At 46.1% G+C, this 15,934-nt stretch carries 9 protein-coding genes, 3 pseudogenes and 2 CRISPR repeat arrays (1 of these 14 running past the window's edge); of the genes and pseudogenes, 10 read left to right on the forward strand and 2 right to left on the reverse strand.

Going from position 1 to position 15,934, the window contains the following annotated elements:
* A CRISPR array of direct repeats spans positions 1-14; the repeat unit is 28 nt (it extends 254 nt beyond the left edge of the window).
* 536 nt (positions 15-550) lie between these two features.
* Positions 551-859, forward strand: a complete 309-nt coding sequence (locus BZG23_RS12355) for a helix-turn-helix domain-containing protein (protein WP_077607111.1) — start codon at positions 551-553, stop codon at positions 857-859.
* Positions 843-2,102 (forward strand): type II toxin-antitoxin system HipA family toxin, encoded by a 1,260-nt coding sequence (locus BZG23_RS12360; RefSeq protein ID WP_077607100.1) that lies wholly within the window; start codon positions 843-845, stop codon positions 2,100-2,102. Before BZG23_RS12355 ends, BZG23_RS12360 begins: the two co-directional genes overlap by 17 nt.
* 167 nt (positions 2,103-2,269) lie before the next feature.
* Positions 2,270-3,137: a CRISPR direct-repeat array (repeat unit 28 nt; unit sequence GTTCACTGCCGCATAGGCAGCTTAGAAA).
* A 282-nt stretch (positions 3,138-3,419) separates the two neighbouring features.
* Here BZG23_RS12360 and BZG23_RS12365 read toward each other — a convergent pair.
* Both BZG23_RS12365 and BZG23_RS12370 read right to left on the reverse strand, forming a co-directional pair.
* Entirely contained in the window at positions 3,420-3,704 is a 285-nt protein-coding gene (locus BZG23_RS12365; protein ID WP_025675165.1) for a helix-turn-helix domain-containing protein, read from the reverse strand.
* Complete coding sequence (locus tag BZG23_RS12370) at positions 3,697-4,020, reverse strand: type II toxin-antitoxin system RelE/ParE family toxin (protein WP_077607101.1); 324 nt, start codon at positions 4,018-4,020, stop codon at positions 3,697-3,699. The genes BZG23_RS12365 and BZG23_RS12370 overlap by 8 nt, the downstream gene beginning before the upstream one ends.
* A 255-nt stretch (positions 4,021-4,275) precedes the next feature.
* Between BZG23_RS12370 and cas1f the strand changes: the two genes are divergently transcribed.
* From cas1f to BZG23_RS16940, 8 genes and pseudogenes are all read left to right on the forward strand, one after another.
* A complete protein-coding gene (cas1f, locus tag BZG23_RS12375) occupies positions 4,276-5,247 on the forward strand; it encodes a type I-F CRISPR-associated endonuclease Cas1f (RefSeq protein ID WP_077607102.1) in 972 nt (323 codons plus the stop codon).
* Positions 5,244-8,617, forward strand: a pseudogene (gene cas3f, locus BZG23_RS12380) (type I-F CRISPR-associated helicase Cas3f). The gene cas1f and the pseudogene cas3f overlap by 4 nt, the downstream one beginning before the upstream one ends.
* Positions 8,617-10,167, forward strand: a complete 1,551-nt coding sequence (locus BZG23_RS12385; RefSeq protein ID WP_241837217.1) for a type I-F CRISPR-associated protein Csy1 — start codon at positions 8,617-8,619, stop codon at positions 10,165-10,167. The pseudogene cas3f and the gene BZG23_RS12385 overlap by 1 nt, the downstream one beginning before the upstream one ends.
* Entirely contained in the window at positions 10,164-11,078 is a 915-nt protein-coding gene (csy2, locus tag BZG23_RS12390; protein ID WP_077607103.1) for a type I-F CRISPR-associated protein Csy2, read from the forward strand. The genes BZG23_RS12385 and csy2 overlap by 4 nt, the downstream gene beginning before the upstream one ends.
* Positions 11,079-11,089: 11 nt before the next feature.
* A complete protein-coding gene (csy3, locus tag BZG23_RS12395) occupies positions 11,090-12,133 on the forward strand; it encodes a type I-F CRISPR-associated protein Csy3 (protein WP_077607104.1) in 1,044 nt (347 codons plus the stop codon).
* Positions 12,134-12,142: 9 nt separating this feature from the next.
* Positions 12,143-12,781 carry a type I-F CRISPR-associated endoribonuclease Cas6/Csy4 gene (gene cas6f / locus BZG23_RS12400; RefSeq protein ID WP_077607105.1) on the forward strand — a complete coding sequence of 213 codons (639 nt, stop codon included), beginning with the start codon at positions 12,143-12,145 and terminating at the stop codon, positions 12,779-12,781.
* A 1,180-nt stretch (positions 12,782-13,961) separates the two neighbouring features.
* A pseudogene (locus tag BZG23_RS12410) lies at positions 13,962-15,702 on the forward strand (methyl-accepting chemotaxis protein).
* 99 nt (positions 15,703-15,801) lie between these two features.
* Positions 15,802-15,934, forward strand: a pseudogene (locus tag BZG23_RS16940) (IS256 family transposase); the annotation flags it as partial.

Consider the following 15,934-nt stretch of genomic DNA (forward strand, 5'->3'; position numbering starts at 1 on the left):
AGGCAGCGTAGGTGACACAAGCCCCGGCACGGTGTTGGATATGTACGAATTGCCAACGGGCGCCTGTCACGATCGAGGTTAATCGTTGGCCTTAATGTCGGAGGCGCGCAGTCCGCTTGGGTAATAGATGACTGACATTGCACTGGCGCTTGTCCGACCTACGCACAGGCAGCGTAGGTGACACAAGCCCCAACACTATGTTGGATAGGGGACATTGCCAACGGGCGCCTGTCACGATCGAGGTTAATCGTTGGCGCCGATGTCGGAGGCGCGCAGTCCGCTTGGGTAATAGATGGCTGACATTGCACTGGCGCTTGTCCGACCTACGCATAGGCAGCGTAGGTGACACAAGCGCCGGTACGGTGTTGGATAGATAAAAACTGTCAACGGGCGCCTGGCTCGATTGGCGCTTATATCAAACGATGTAAATGCACCATGCTAGTCTTGATGTTGTGACTTATTAAACAATGAATATGTTGTAATTCCTTAAATGACAACTAATATGTTGTATATAGGCTGTAGTACAACATTAAAGTTGTTTGAGGGTGTGATGGTGTCACTAAAAGATATCGCGCGTGCATTGCAAGCGCGTCGCAAGTCACTTGGACTAGAGCAGTCTGACATGTACATGCGTATTGGCATGAAACAACAGCAGTACCAGCGAGTAGAGGCGGGGAGTGATGTCCGGCTATCGACCTTGCTGCGTGTGCTCGAAGGGCTCGACCTGACATTAACGCTTACGCCCAAAACGTCTCAGACGGTCGATGAGCCGGTACACCTCGATCGTTATAAAGATGATGATAACGACGATCTCGACTTTTGGTTAGGGGCGGAGCACAGCGATGACCAAAACCAGTGAAAAGGTTGAGGGACTAAACATTCAACTGCATGGCGTTGACGTAGCGATTGTCACCCACTACGCGGGTGGGAAGAATATTCTCACGTTCAACCCAGCGTTTATCGCCACCTCTCAGCATGAGCGTTTAACCTTTTCGTTGAGGCAACGTCGCGATCCGCAATACTTACGCACACCACAAATTCGCACTGACAAACTGCCGCCAGTGCTCTCCAACTTGCTCCCTGAAGGCGCATTACGAGATGTCGTGTCAAAGGCATTACAGTGTCACACAAACAATGAATTCGCGATACTGGCATACATGGGTAAAAACCTGCCCGGTGCTATTGTGGCGACGCCAATTAAAGCGGGCGAGTTACCGCGTTGGGCATTGGCGCAAAGGCTTTCAACCGCGCCGCAGCAGATTGATGTTAAGCATGCTGATAGCAAATTCTCATTAGCCGGCGTACAAATGAAGTTTTCTTCATCGCACCGTGATGGGCGATACCATATTGATCACGACGCCAATGAAGACTCATGGATCATAAAAACGCCCTCAACCGTGCATAAAGGGGTGCCTCTCAACGAGTTCACATGTATGACGCTCGCTGCGCAGGCCGGCGCCGTGGTTCCCGAAAGACGTTTGATTAATGTGGCTGAGTTAGAGGGTTTACCCAATATTCAGCTGCCAAACGAGCCTCTTGCGTATGGTATACAACGCTTTGATCGCGGACCCGACGGCCGAATACATGCAGAGGATTTTGCACAGGTATTTGGCTTATATCCTTCAGATAAATATCAAAAAGTGAACTATGAGCAGTTGGGAAAAGTGTTATATCGCGAGAGCGCTAATGGGCGAGAAGACATACAGCAAATGGCACGCAGGCTGCTGATTAATATCTTGCTCGGGAACGGCGATGCGCACTTAAAAAATTGGACGATCTGTTACCCCGATCGCATGTTGCCGCGTCTAGCACCGCTTTATGATGTGGTCTTTACGCAGCCTTATATTGAATATGACAACATTGCGTTGAAAATGGCGAAAAGCAAGCGTTGGTATGATATTGGTTTGAGCCATTTCGAACGCTGGTCGCAAGATGTGGGTGTGCCGTGGCAAATGATCAAACCGCACCTATTGGATACGATCAACCTGGCGCGAAATATGTGGCCAAATCAACTTAAGCAATTACCGATGTTAACGGAGCACAAAGCGATGCTACGTGATCATTGGAAAGCCCTGCACGAGGACTTCACCATCGGTTCATGATCCAGCCAAACCGGGCGCTAAATCGGCGCCTTCTTACCCTTATTTTTTGGCTATTTAAAAATAAACAATAAATACAGATAGTTACGGAATCCCCTTTTTAACAAGGGTAAAAGGCCATTTTTATCCTAACAGCCTGTTGTCACTGACGATTATTAAGTTATTCTATTGTTCACTGCCGCATAGGCAGCTTAGAAAACTCAAGCGGCGCATAGTCCATTGCGCCTGTTGTTCACTGCCGCATAGGCAGCTTAGAAACATCGGCGTGATGGTGGAAAGCGTCTTGATGTGTTCACTGCCGCATAGGCAGCTTAGAAATACGGGCGACTGATGATATTGATGATTATTATGTTCACTGCCGCATAGGCAGCTTAGAAATAGCCCGTTGTTTTTCGGCGTTAGCTCGAGTGGTTCACTGCCGCATAGGCAGCTTAGAAAAAGCCCGAACCTGACCAACACGCACTTGCACGGTTCACTGCCGCATAGGCAGCTTAGAAATGTCACGAATCGCCGCTGCATCACTTTGTAGCGTTCACTGCCGCATAGGCAGCTTAGAAAACAAAATATGGTTGCTCTTATGTTGACCCATAGTTCACTGCCGCATAGGCAGCTTAGAAAAGACTATGGATACCACACTTGAATTCTCTGACGTTCACTGCCGCATAGGCAGCTTAGAAATCAGCAGGTGTTGCCGGTGTTGGCGTATATGCGTTCACTGCCGCATAGGCAGCTTAGAAACATCGCAACCGGAACTCTATAAGATGATAACCGTTCACTGCCGCATAGGCAGCTTAGAAATTGGCGTGGCCATTTCCGGCGTCAATGACTCGGTTCACTGCCGCACAGGCAGCTTAGAAAACACTGGTCTGGATTATGACATACAAAGGTCTGTTCACTGCCGCACAGGTAGCTTAGAAATCATCGCGCTCAGACTTGGCCATGTGCCGTTTGTTCACTGCCGCACAGGCAGCTTAGAAAATAAACATGGAAAGCAGCGAACAAAGCAGAATGTTCACTGCCGCACAGGCAGCGTAGGTGACACAAGCCCCAACACTATGTTGGATAGGGGAATTGCCAACGGACGCCTGTCACGATCGAGGTTAATCGTTGGCGCCGATGTCGGATGACGCGCGGCGTAAATCACACCAAGCTTGTACGATCGAGTTGGCGCTTATGCCGACCTACGCACAGGCAGCTTAGATACTGAAATAGTTGCTTTTTTTGATGCCAGTTCATTGTTGGTGGGTCGTGGCATCGAGGAAGTAGGGAGGGGATGGTTCAATATCGACAAAAGCGTATGACTAGCAATGACCATACACGTCAATTTGACGCATGTTTATAGCCAAAGTTAAGCTTGCAATTGCATGCTTTTGCATAGCTAAGCAGGGTTTTAAGGGTTGGATTACCTTTCCCTTTTTCAAGTCGAGAAATATTGCCTTCTTTCGTCCCCATACGTTCTGCAACCTGCTGTTGAGTTAGCCCGGCCTGCTTACGCATACTGAGTAACATATCGATCAACTCAAACTCAGGCGTCAATTCATCGTATGCTTGTTTCACGTCTGGGTTTTGCAATGCTTTCGCTTTTAGTGCTTGTAGGCTATTCACTTTTCACCTCTTTCATACGCCCTGTTGCCAATGCTAAGTCGTTCTTTGGTGTCTTTTGGCTTTTCTTCACAAATGCATGAAGGACATAGATGTTGGGGCCGTCTAAATAGCAGAATAGACTGCGTCCGATCCCTTCTTTTGCTTTGGCGCGAATTTCAAACAGGCCGTTACCTATTGATTGTGTGTGAGGAGGACCTAAGTTTGCGCCATGTTTTTCTATTAGTTCAAGCAGCTTGAGCATTCGCGCTTGAATCTTAGGAGGCATGTTGAGAATGCTCTCTTCCACGCCTGGGTAAAAAACAATGTTCCAGTTCATCTTTTACTTCTTTTTATCATATATGATAGGTTTTTGTGGGTCAAAATCCACTTATCATACCGAGTAATCTCGAGCAATCTTGGCTGATTAGTGTTATCTGGTTCGCATAACAATCGCACAGACAGCAGAATGCGATCTTCCTTCAAACCCTAAACTGTGCCTTGTTTCACGGGCATGCATTGCTATTTTTGTTACCTTTCTTGCGCTTGTGAGTGATCTGCTTTGTCACTCGGGATAATCACGAAAGGGACACCCATGGACGATCTCTCGCCCTCGGATCTTAAAACCATCCTTTATTCTAAACGCGCCAATATGTACTACCTCGAGCATTGCCGTGTGATGCAAAAAGATGGGCGTGTGTTGTACTTGGCGGAGGCGAAACGCGAAAACCTCTACTTTAATATCCCCATTGCCAATACCACGGTGTTGTTGCTCGGGACTGGCACATCAATCACTCAAGCGGCGATGCGTATGCTCTCGCAAGCGGGCGTGCTGGTTGGCTTCTGCGGAGGTGGCGGTACACCACTGCATATGGCAACTGAGGTTGAGTGGTTTACACCGCAAAGCGAGTATCGACCTACTGAATATCTACAAGGGTGGTTGTCATTTTGGTTTGATGATCAAAAGCGATTGGATGCTGCGCGAACTTTTCAGCTGGCACGCCTGAGTTACTTAAAGCAGGTCTGGCAAGCGAGCCGTGAGCTCAAGCTTGAAGGGTTTGATGTGGCCGAATTGGCCGGCGCACTCGATACCTTTGTGGCGCGAACTGACAAAGCCAGCAAGCCGGCGGATTTATTGCTTACCGAAGCGCAGCTCACCAAAGCGCTCTACAAACACGCGGCGAACCGTACTCAAAAAAACGGTTTTAAACGCCAGCATGAGGCGGACGATCTCGCCAACCGCTTTTTAAATCATGGCAACTACCTAGCTTATGGCTTGGCGGCGAGTTGTTTATGGGTGCTTGGGATCCCGCACGGATTTGCGGTGATGCATGGCAAAACCCGTCGCGGCGCGCTGGTGTTTGATGCCGCGGACTTAATCAAAGATGCCATCGTGCTGCCTTGGGCGTTTATATGCGCCAAAGAAAACGCCACCGAACAAGAGTTTCGCCAGCAAGTTCTGCAAGCCTTTATTGAACACAAAGCGATGGACTTTATGTTCAACACCATCAAAGCCATTGCACTGCAAGATGATTCCGACGATGAGATGACGGAGCCGCAACGATGATGGTGACTTTTATTTCTCAGTGCGAGAAAAAGGCACTGAAGAAAACCCGCCGCGTGCTTGATGCCTTTGCCAACCGAATTGGTGATAACACCTGGCAAACACTGATCACCGAAGATGGCTTAAATACGGTGCGAAAAATGCTGAGCAAAACCGCCAGCCGCAGCACCGCGGTCAGTTGTCATTGGGTTCGTTCTCGCTCACGCAGCCAGTTGCTATGGGTGGTGGGAAATAAAAATAAATTTAATGCAGAGGGATATGTGCCTGTTAATAGTACAGAGAAAGATTTGCTTAACAGTGACTATGAAAGTGACTGGAAATATTTACCACTGATTAAATCACTCGCGAGCATGGCCGCTTTGCTGCACGATTGGGGTAAAGCCTCTTTACTTTTTCAGGAAAAGTTAAATCCAGAAACTAAAACTAAGCATAAAGGTGACCCGCTACGTCATGAGTGGGTATCTTGTCTTCTATTCCATCAATTTGTCGCTAATCCAATACACCAATCTCAAGATGAGGCTTGGTTGGCGACTCTTATCAATCAAGGTGTTGATGAATATTGTATTAAAATCAATGGATTAGAAAGAAAAAAGCACTTTCTGAATTACCGACAGCAGCAGCGTTAATTGCTTGGTTGATTGTTTCTCATCACCGATTACCTTTGCCAAAAGAAGACGCGTTATGTAATAACCAGCGAGAAGTAGGTAACGCTTCTTTAGAGGAATTGTTGGCTAGAATTACCCCTGCATGGGGTTATGAAAACCGCTTTGATGAATACAACTCGCTGCTGCCGAAATGTTTTGAATTTCCGTTAGGTCTGCTCTCTAATTCCTCGATTTGGCTCGCTGAGCTAAAGCGTCGAGCGAAAGACTTATTACATCACCTGCCTTTACTCGAACAGGCAATGAATGATGGCAGTTGGCGAGGGATTCTACACCATGCAAGGTTGTGTCTGATGCTAGGTGACCACTATTACTCTTCACAACCTAATGATCATCAATGGAAGACATCGATAGAGCTGTATGCTAACACCAATCCCGCCACTAAAGCGCGTAAACAAAAGCTGGATGAGCACTTAGTGAATGTTGCTAAAGTCGCGATGAACACAGTGAAGTTACTGCCGTTTTTTGAAACCGAGCCGCTAAAAGCCACCGAGCTCAGCGAGCTGGAACCTAAGGCCAACACGCCTAAAGCATTCCGTTGGCAAGACAAAGCGGTACGCAAAATCAAGGAGTGGCGTGAACATACGGAAGATAAAAGCCAAGGTTATTTTGTGGTGAACATGGCCAGTACTGGTTGTGGTAAAACCATCGCCAACGCCAAAATTATGCAGGCGTTATCTGAAGAGGGTGAAAGCTTGCGATTTATCTTGGCACTTGGCCTTCGCACACTCACTTTGCAAACCGGCGACGAATACAAAGAAAGACTCAAACTGCAAGAGAACGATTTAGCAGTGCTGATTGGCTCTAAAGCCATTTCGGAGTTGCATCAATCGGGCAAGAAAGTTGAAAAAGACGACATTGAACCTGAACAAGCGGATGCTGGCTCTGAGTCTTTGGAAAGTCTTCAAGATGAAAACGATGTTCTAGATTGGCGAGGTGTGCTACCTGAAGAAGAGCTCACGACCGTTTTAACCAAAGAAAAAGATCGAAAGCTTCTGTATGCCCCAGTACTGGTATGCACCATCGATCACATTATGGCCGCAACCGAAACCAAACGCGGTGGCCGTTATATTTTGCCTTGTTTACGTTTAATGTCATCCGACTTGGTGATTGATGAAATTGACGATTTCACCGGCGATGATCTGATTGCGATTGGCCGATTAGTACATTTGGCAGGCATGCTGGGGCGCAAAGTGATGATTTCCTCTGCCACCATACCGCCGGATTTAGCCCTTGGTTTATACAATGCCTATCGTCAAGGATGGAAAGTCTTTGCTGCCAGCCGTGATCGAGTCAGCACTGTTAATTGTGTTTATGTCGATGAATTTAGCGCTGATGTTCAGATGGTGGGCTGTGATGATGCTGATTTGGCTGTCTATGAGGCATTCCAACAACGCTTTGTTGCTAAACGTGTGGATAAGCTAAAACGGCAGGCTGCGAGGAGAAAAGCCGATATTATTCCATGTACTGAACAAAATGATCAACCGCTGGAGGAACAGTATTTCGAGATAGTCAAGCAAGCGGTTTTGGCTAAACACCGGCATAACAACACGTTAGAACCAGAAAGCCAAACAAGGGTGTCGTTCGGTGTGGTTCGGGTTGCCAATATTCAACCTTGCGTCGAATTAACCCAATATCTACTTAGCTGTGAGTGGCCTGCCGATACCGAAGTGCGCTGCATGGCTTATCACAGCCAGCAGGTGATGTTGCTGCGCCATGCGCAAGAAAAGCATTTGGATGAAGTACTCAAACGTAAAGAGAAACCGGAAGAATTACCCATTGCGTTTGCTCATCCCGTTATTCGTGATCATCTAACGACTTGCCAAGCGAAAAACCTGATTTTTATTTTGGTTGCCACCCCAGTTGAAGAAGTAGGGCGTGATCATGACTTTGATTGGACGGTGATTGAACCCTCATCTTTTCGTTCGATTATTCAAATGGCAGGCCGAGTACGTAGACATCGTGATGGTGAGATTCAGGAGCCCAATATTGGTTTGTTGCAATACAACGTCAAAGGCTTCAAGGGAGGCACTGAGCGAGTATTTAATCATCCCGGCTATGAAACAGACAGTGCCACTCAACTTGCCACTCATGATTTATCTGAGTTAGTGGATAAAAAGTCGCTGTTGCATGCGGTCAATGCCGCTGTCCGTATTCAAAAGCGAGCAGTGCTCGAACCGCGCAACAACTTAGCGGATTTAGAGCACTTTGCCACAGCGAAAACCCTTGGCATCGATCAAATTGGCAAACCACAGCAAGCCAATAACAGTCGTCAGGATAGATACAACCGTAATCGTCGGAGTAGATCGCCGCAGTCATGTTGGTATGAGCATCTGCACGGTCATATTCACGGCTACTGGTGGCTGACCGCACTGCCGCAACACTTCAAACGCTTTCGTAAAAGTGAACCGACAGTTCAAATCTACTTAGTTAAAAAAGAGCGCAGCATCGAGTTTTGTTTGCGTGAAGAACCGGGCGGCTTACACCCGATTGAACGCACCTTGAATATTGAACACCTGCCACTGACACCAAAGCAACAACAAAAACTTTGGCTACAGCGTGATTACAGTGAGTTAGTCCGTTTATACAGCCCAAGTCCTGAGCAGGAGTTTGCCACGTCAGTGCGCTATGGCGAAATCAGTTTTATCTACCGTGAAAGTAACCAGCAATACAGCTACAACGACCAACTAGGATTGGTTAAGGTCAAATAATGGAAAAAGAAAAGTGTGAAGTAAAACAAAGTCTAGACAGGTTGATAAAAAATAGACCGGATTTAGCCTTTAAAAAAACTGACAATAAAGGTAAAGAAAAACCTGACTATTTTAAGGTCCTGGATGCGGTGTTGAGGCTTAGCCCGCAGAGTTATTTGCCTAAGTCGATTCCTGAGTGTGATGCCTGTTTGTTGATGATTAGTTCTATTAATGAAGGAGCGACAACATTCAAATACGAGAATACTTTTAAATTTATGTGTGAGATTAGTCATCCAAAACTGGATGAGCTGTGGAGCTTACTTGATGTTTCTAGTGAGGAGGCAGTAGTTTTAATTGAGCTTTCAGAAAGGTTTTTCGCTGAAAGGTTAGAAGCATATTTCTTATTTAAAGATGGTATGGCTCATGATGAAATAGCTAATTTTGAAACCGAGTCTGTAGCCGATGTAATCAAAAAGATCGCAGAAGGCAGCAAGCATGGCACTGTGATTAGTCATCCTTCTAAAATGAGTCATCCTTCTTGTAAGTATCCGAGAGTTTATTCTACGGATTTTAAAAAATCTCAAGACGGTTATCTTCGAAGTGGTAATGCAGAGGCATTATTTGATCTACACATCAATGCTACTCAATTAAAGGTTTACAAGTTCCTTTCTTTGAAAATAAATGGCATTTCTATTCTAGAGCACCTAAAGAGTCCTAATTTGACATTGCTTTCTGAAACATTCGGACTTAGTGAGTTGTTTTTTGAAAATATTTTAAATATTTTTTCTGATTGTATTTATTCGCAATCTTTAAAAACTGACCGGTTTGTAAAGCAGGTTTATTTTCCTATAGATTATGAACAGTATCATCAGCTCTCTCTTTTAACTCCTGCGGGTTTAGTTTTTAATATGAAAGCCAAAATCGATTGGTTAACCAGTCGTTCACCTCAAGCGTATTCTGGGAAGAAAGCAAGACAGAGCAATGATTATCATGAATTGGGTTACAAAACGCTCTCTGATCTTACTGTAACAAAGCATGGCGGTGATCATCCCAAGAACATTTCTGGCTTAAACAACAAACATCAAACTTACTATTTATTATCTTCCAAACCGCCGGAGTTAACTCATCACAATATCCGGCTGCCGAGAACGGATTTTTTCAAAGAGACCTTTAGCGCTTGGCAAGCCAAAGAGGTGCTTGAATCTTTGCATCGACTCTTTCTCACCGACTACAACAACATCAACCTCCGTGATGGGCGCGACTACCGCATTCAGCAATACGTTGATTTGGTGATAGAAAAAATGTGGCAAGTGCGCCTATTTTTTGAAGAGTATTCCGGTGAATTATCGAGTGCGTTGCCTTTGGAGCAAAAAACCTGGCTCTATCCACAGTTTGCTGAGCAGCGTCAGCAAGAGGATGAGTGGCTTGATAAGATCATTCGCCACATTGCCCGTGGCTTAATCAACCATTACAGCCACAGCAAAGTAATCGCTAATCCCCTCACATTGTCAGACCAAGAGCTGCTGGCGATAGAAAAGGTGGTTGCCAGTAATAAGGAGAACTTGCGATGAACGTATTGATTTTACCGCATTTAAAAATTCACAACGCCAATGCACTTTCAAGCCCCTTTACTATCGGCTTTCCGGCTATGACGGCATGGTTAGGCTTTGTGCATGCCTTAGAGCGTAAACTGAACCAAGTAGGTTTATCCGAGCTCATGTTGCATAGTGCTGCGGTGGTGAGCCACCACTGTGATGTACAGACTCATAAAGGCGAGGGTGACTATGTCTATTCGATTATCGGTACGGGAAACCCTTTAGAGCCCAAGGCGGAGAAAGATAAACCTGATGGTTATGCTGTTAGACCATCATTTATCGAAGAAGCACGCTGTCATTTAGATGTGTCCCTTGTCATTGAGTGGAGTGGCAATGAGGAGCAAGTTCAGCAGCCAGACTTTACCCAGCAATTGCAAGCAGTGATCGCGACGATGAAAGTGGCAGGAGGTGACGCTCTTTCCTTTGGGAAGCCCTCAGTTAAATCTTTGATTACGGAAGATGATACAGCCCAAGCCCTACGCCAATTAATGCCCGGTTATGTGCTGATTGAACGCCGAGATTTAATGATAGACGCCATGCAGCAAGGCAATGATGCCATAGATGCGCTGCTCGATTACCTCACCGTACATCACCATTGTGAACAGCTTGAAGATCAAAGTGTTGTTTGGCATAGCCAGCGTAAGACGAGTGGTTGGATTGTGCCCGTTGCCACCGGATTTCAGGGCATATCGCAATTAGGAGAGGCAAAGAATCAGCGCGATCCATCAGTGCCGCATCGCTTTGCCGAAAGTGTGGTCACACTGGGCGAATTTGTCATGGTGCACAAAATCGAACATCTCGATGACATCCTTTGGCAATACCACCCCGATTTAGGAAAAGATCTTTACCTTTGTCAGCCAGTTAACGCTATCAACGAACATCAATAAGGAACAATCTCATGGCTAAAAATAACGATACCGCCTCAGTTCTCGCATTTGAAAAAAAACTTGTCCCATCGGATGGTTACCTCTTTGGATGCCAGTGGGAAACCAAAGAGCAAGCAACACCATTATCCCCGCAAGAAAAATCGGTACGTGGCACGATTTCTAATCGCTTTAATAAGAAAGATGCGGGCGATTTCACAAAAGATCCAGCTAAACTCGATGCAAAAGTTGAAAGTCCAAATTTGCAGCGAGTGGATGCCTGTGCGTTGGGGCAGGATCACGATACTTTGAAGCTACATTTTACACTCAAAGTATTAGGGGGGCTTGCCCAACCTTCGGCATGTAACAATACGCTGTTCAAACATAGTTATGGTGCTGCGGTTTCGCAGTACATTGCCAAATATGGCTGTTTTGAGTTGGCGAAACGCTATGCCACCAACCTTGCCAATGCACGTTTTCTATGGCGAAACCGAGTTGGTGCAGAAGACATTGAAGTACAAATTAAGGCGATTAACAAAGGAGCGGAGCAAACTTGGACTTTTGATGCGAAACAATTTAGTACACGTCATTTTGATCATAATGCTCAGGATATTGATAGCTTGGCAGAACGTATTGCTATAGCTTTAGCCAGTGAGTCTGAACATTTGATGCTGCAAATTGACTGCTATGCCAAAGTCGGTAAAGCGCAAGAAGTGTACCCCAGTGAAGAGTTAGTACTCGATAAAGGCAACAGCACAACCAAGAAACATAAAATCCTGTATGCAGTTAATCAGCATGCTGCGATGCACTCACAAAAAATTGGTAACGCCCTGCGAACAATTGATACCTGGTATCCAGATTACGCATCTGAGGAGCAAAGTGCAGGAGCCATTGCCATTGAACCTTATGGTGCCGTCACCAACTTAGGTAAAGCATTCCGTACCCCGAAAGACAAGCAGGATTTTTATACCTTCTTCGATAAGTGGGCACGCGGTGAAAGCTTATCTCGTGAAGAAGATGAACACTATGTCATGGCAGTATTAGTGCGTGGTGGAGTTTTTGGCAAAAGTGAAAAATAGGTGGTACTGATGAACTACTACCAAGAGATCACTTTATTACCAGATGCCGACATCTCAGTAGGCTTTCTGTGGCAAAAAGTCTTTCAACAAGTCCATATAGCTCTGGTGGATCACAAAGTGGCGAGTAACCAATCGCTCATTGCCGTGGGCTTTCCTGATTATCGTCAAGCGAAGTTTCCACTCGGCAGTAAACTGCGCCTGTTTGCTAAAGAACAAGCGACACTTGAAAAGCTGGATATCCACCGCTGGTTAACTCGGCTTGAAGACTATGTACATATTAAAGGGGCAAAACCCGTACCAAACGATGTGACTTACGTAAGTTTTGTGCGCAAGCAGGTGAAATCACCTGAACGGATAGAGCGAGATATGCAACAAAAAGCGGCACTCTGGGCTGAAAAATCTGGTCAATCGCTTTCGGAATGCCTAGCCGAGCTCGAACAAAGCAAGCCAACAGAATCATGCCTTTTGCCGTTTATCTACCTACATAGCCAGCAAACTAAGCAGCGTTCACCCGGCAAAAACAGCAAGTTCCCGCTGTTTATTCAGATGCAGCAGCAAAGTACATCACAAGATGGGAGCTTTGATTGCTATGGTTTGAGTAGCAAAGCGAATGGGCAATCAGCATTGGCTACCGTTCCGCATTTTTAAATTGAACGAAAAAGGGTATTTTTACCCTTTATTTTTGCTCTTTAAAAATAAACAGAAAATACAGTCAGTTACAGCAGGTGCTTTTTAACAAGGGTAAAAGACGATTTTTATCCTAACAGCCTGTTGTACCTGACGATTGTTACGTTATTCTATAGTTCACTGCCGCACAGGCAGCTTAGAAATCCACATCAGCTCGCGAGACGTGAAATACTCAGTTCACTGCCGCACAGGCAGCTTAGAAATGCTGCCCCCGCAGGAAAAAGGCGAAAGCCCAGTTCACTGCCGCACAGGCAGCTTAGAAAGCGCTATTCTGGGCGATGCTCGCCGCGACATGGTTCACCGCCGCACAGGCAGCGTAGGTGACACAAGCCCCAGCACTATGTTGGATAGGGGACATTGCCAACGGGCGCCTGTCACGATCGAGGTTAATCGTTGGCGCCGATGTCGGAGGCGCGCAGTCCGCTTGGGTAATAGATGGCTGACATTTAACTGGCGCTTGTCCGACCTACGCACAGGCAGCTTAGAAAACAGGATGCGGAAAGCGTCACCCTAAAAACGAGTTCACTGCCGCACAGGCAGCGTAGGTGACACAAGCCCCAGCACTATGTTGGATAGGGGACATTGCTAACGGGCGCCTGTCACGATCGAGGTTAATCGTTGGCGCCGATGTCGGAGGCGCGTAGTCCGCTTGGATAATAGATGGCTGACATTGCACTGGCGCTTGTCTGACCTACGCACAGGCAGCTTAGAAAGAGTCCGAGTTATCGGCGTTATCCGAATCTGAGTTCACTGCCGCATAGGCAGCGACGGTGACACAAGCCCCAGCACTATGTTGGAGAAGGGCACATTGCCAACGGGCGCAGTCGGCTTGGCTAATAGATGGTTGACATCATACTGGCGCTTGTCGACCTACGTGAACGTTAACGTCGGTGGTGCCATTGGCGATGCTGCCTGTCTGGCTTTTTCATTGAAATGACTAGTTTAATGTATCTCTGAGCCACTTAACTTTATGGCCCTACATTAATCGTTGCGTTTATTTTTATCGAGTAATCAAAAACTAATTGATATCGAGACTTTTCCTGTCCAGCTTTTTTTAATTGATGGCGAGAATCTATTCTACGATCAAACGGTAGTGGCATTTTGGTCGATGTTGTCTGTTGTTGAGTGGCAGGAGTTGGATATGAACATCAATAACACCATGAAGTTAGTGTTCTTTATTATTGGGGCAGGGATTGTCGTTAGTTTTATAACTATTATTCAACTCAACGGCCTGATGAATAAAGTCGATGAAATGGCTCAGGTGCGATATGAATCGTACCAAACGGCCGATGAATTAAGGCAGAGCTCTGATGATTTAACCCGTTTGGGTAGAACGTATGTGGTGACGGGAGATGAAAAGTACGAAAAGATGTACATGGATATCCTCGCTATTCGCAACGGAGAGAAACCTCGCCCTGAAGATTATCACACCATTTATTGGGATTTAGTCTTAGATTATGGGCAAAAGCCAAAACCTGATGGAGAGAAGATCGCGTTAAACCAGCGTATGCAGGCGCTTGGCTTTACGGAGAAAGAGTTTGATCTTCTTAAAAAAGCTCAGGCTAACTCTGATGGTTTGGTGAATATGGAAGTGAAAGCCATGAATGCGGTCAAAGGGCTTTATCCGGACAGTAGCGGTAATTATACCGTTCGTGGCGAGCCAGATAGGCAAATGGCGATCGACTTGTTACACAGCCCGCAATATCACCAAGAAAAAGCAAAGATCATGAAGCCTATCGAGCGTTTTTTTGTGGCATTGGAAACACGAACCAATGCGCAATTTAATCAGGCGGCGGCTAGCGTGAAAAAAAACCGTTCTCATTGGCAATATTTCGTTGGCCGTTGTGGTTGTGATTGCTGTACTGGGTTATGTGGTCACCAAGCGTAATGTTGTTAACCCCATTGATAGAATGGCATCTACCCTTAAAAGCGTTGATGACAACTCAGATCTAACGTTGCGTGTTGATGATAGCAAAAATAATGAAATTGGCACGATTGGTAGCACGGTAAATAAAGTTATCACTAGCTATTCGTCGACCATTGAAAAAATCAATACTGTTAACCATATGATTTCCCAGATCACAGATAGCTTGGTGAACATCACGGATAAAAACGCTAAGGTGTCGAGCCAGCAGAATCAGGAATTGGAAATGGCTGCGACCGCGATGGAAGAAATGACCTCTGCATTATCAACGGTCGCGGAAAATACGTCGATGGCGGAAAAATATGCGGGCAATACCGAGCAAGAAACTGGTTCGAGTAAAGAGGTGTTTGACAAAACAATGCTAGAATTCGGTAGCTTGGAAACGGAGTTCAAGAAAACCTCGGAAGTCATTCAAGAATTAGCTGATGAGTCGACCAATGTTGGTAATGTTTTGGACGTGATTAAAGACATCGCTGAGCAAACAAACTTGTTGGCCCTGAATGCGGCTATCGAGGCGGCACGTGCAGGTGACCAAGGCCGCGGCTTTGCGGTGGTGGCGGATGAAGTTAGATCACTCGCACAGCGCACGCAAAAGTCGGCTGGCGAAATAGAGGAAATGATCGGTGGTCTGCAAGGTAAAGCCGAGCAGTCGACACAAACTATTCGTATTAATGCTGAAAAGATCTCATCCACGCGTGAGAATATGACCACGGCGAATGACGCCTTGGGGACAATCAAAGAGTCGGCAATAGAAATACATCGCCTCAATACCTCGATTGCCTCAGCGACCGAAGAGCAGCTGTCTGTCAGTGACGAAATTTCTGGCAACTTATCGAATATAAAGAACTTGTCGAGTGATATGAATGAGGCAATTGAGCAATTAGGCCCGATTGTCTCTAACTTGAAAGAGAATGTTGACTCGCTCAGTGGCGCTATTCGACATATTCGCACGGAATAGCCGCACTTTGGGCTGCTTGCCTGGGTCAGGCAAGCAGCGGTAGTGTTCAAAAGTCTGTGTCACTCCTATAGTTAACCCTCAACAGGGAGTGATACATCAATGTCCGACAAATACGAAATTGATATTCAAGCTTTTGCTAAGGCACTGCAATCTGGACAAGACCTCAACGGGAAAGATGGACTGCTAACGCCGTTGATTAAACAGATCACCGAAGCTGCTTTGGCTGCTGAGA

Origin of the sequence: Salinivibrio sp. ML290, from assembly GCF_001995695.1 — a bacterium.
Taxonomy (GTDB): Bacteria; Pseudomonadota; Gammaproteobacteria; order Enterobacterales; family Vibrionaceae; genus Salinivibrio; species Salinivibrio siamensis.

Bases quoted from the DNA above. Each gene is read 5' to 3' on its own strand.
- cas6f (WP_077607105.1), top strand. From the start codon at position 12,143: ATGAACTACTACCAAGAGATCACTTTATTACCAGATGCCGACATCTCA.
- BZG23_RS12370 (WP_077607101.1), bottom strand. From the start codon at position 4,020: ATGAACTGGAACATTGTTTTTTACCCAGGCGTGGAAGAGAGCATTCTC.
- csy3 (WP_077607104.1), top strand. From the start codon at position 11,090: ATGGCTAAAAATAACGATACCGCCTCAGTTCTCGCATTTGAAAAAAAA.
- BZG23_RS12385 (WP_241837217.1), top strand. From the start codon at position 8,617: ATGGAAAAAGAAAAGTGTGAAGTAAAACAAAGTCTAGACAGGTTGATA.
- BZG23_RS12355 (WP_077607111.1), top strand. From the start codon at position 551: ATGGTGTCACTAAAAGATATCGCGCGTGCATTGCAAGCGCGTCGCAAG.
- BZG23_RS12360 (WP_077607100.1), top strand. From the start codon at position 843: ATGACCAAAACCAGTGAAAAGGTTGAGGGACTAAACATTCAACTGCAT.
- cas1f (WP_077607102.1), top strand. From the start codon at position 4,276: ATGGACGATCTCTCGCCCTCGGATCTTAAAACCATCCTTTATTCTAAA.
- csy2 (WP_077607103.1), top strand. From the start codon at position 10,164: ATGAACGTATTGATTTTACCGCATTTAAAAATTCACAACGCCAATGCA.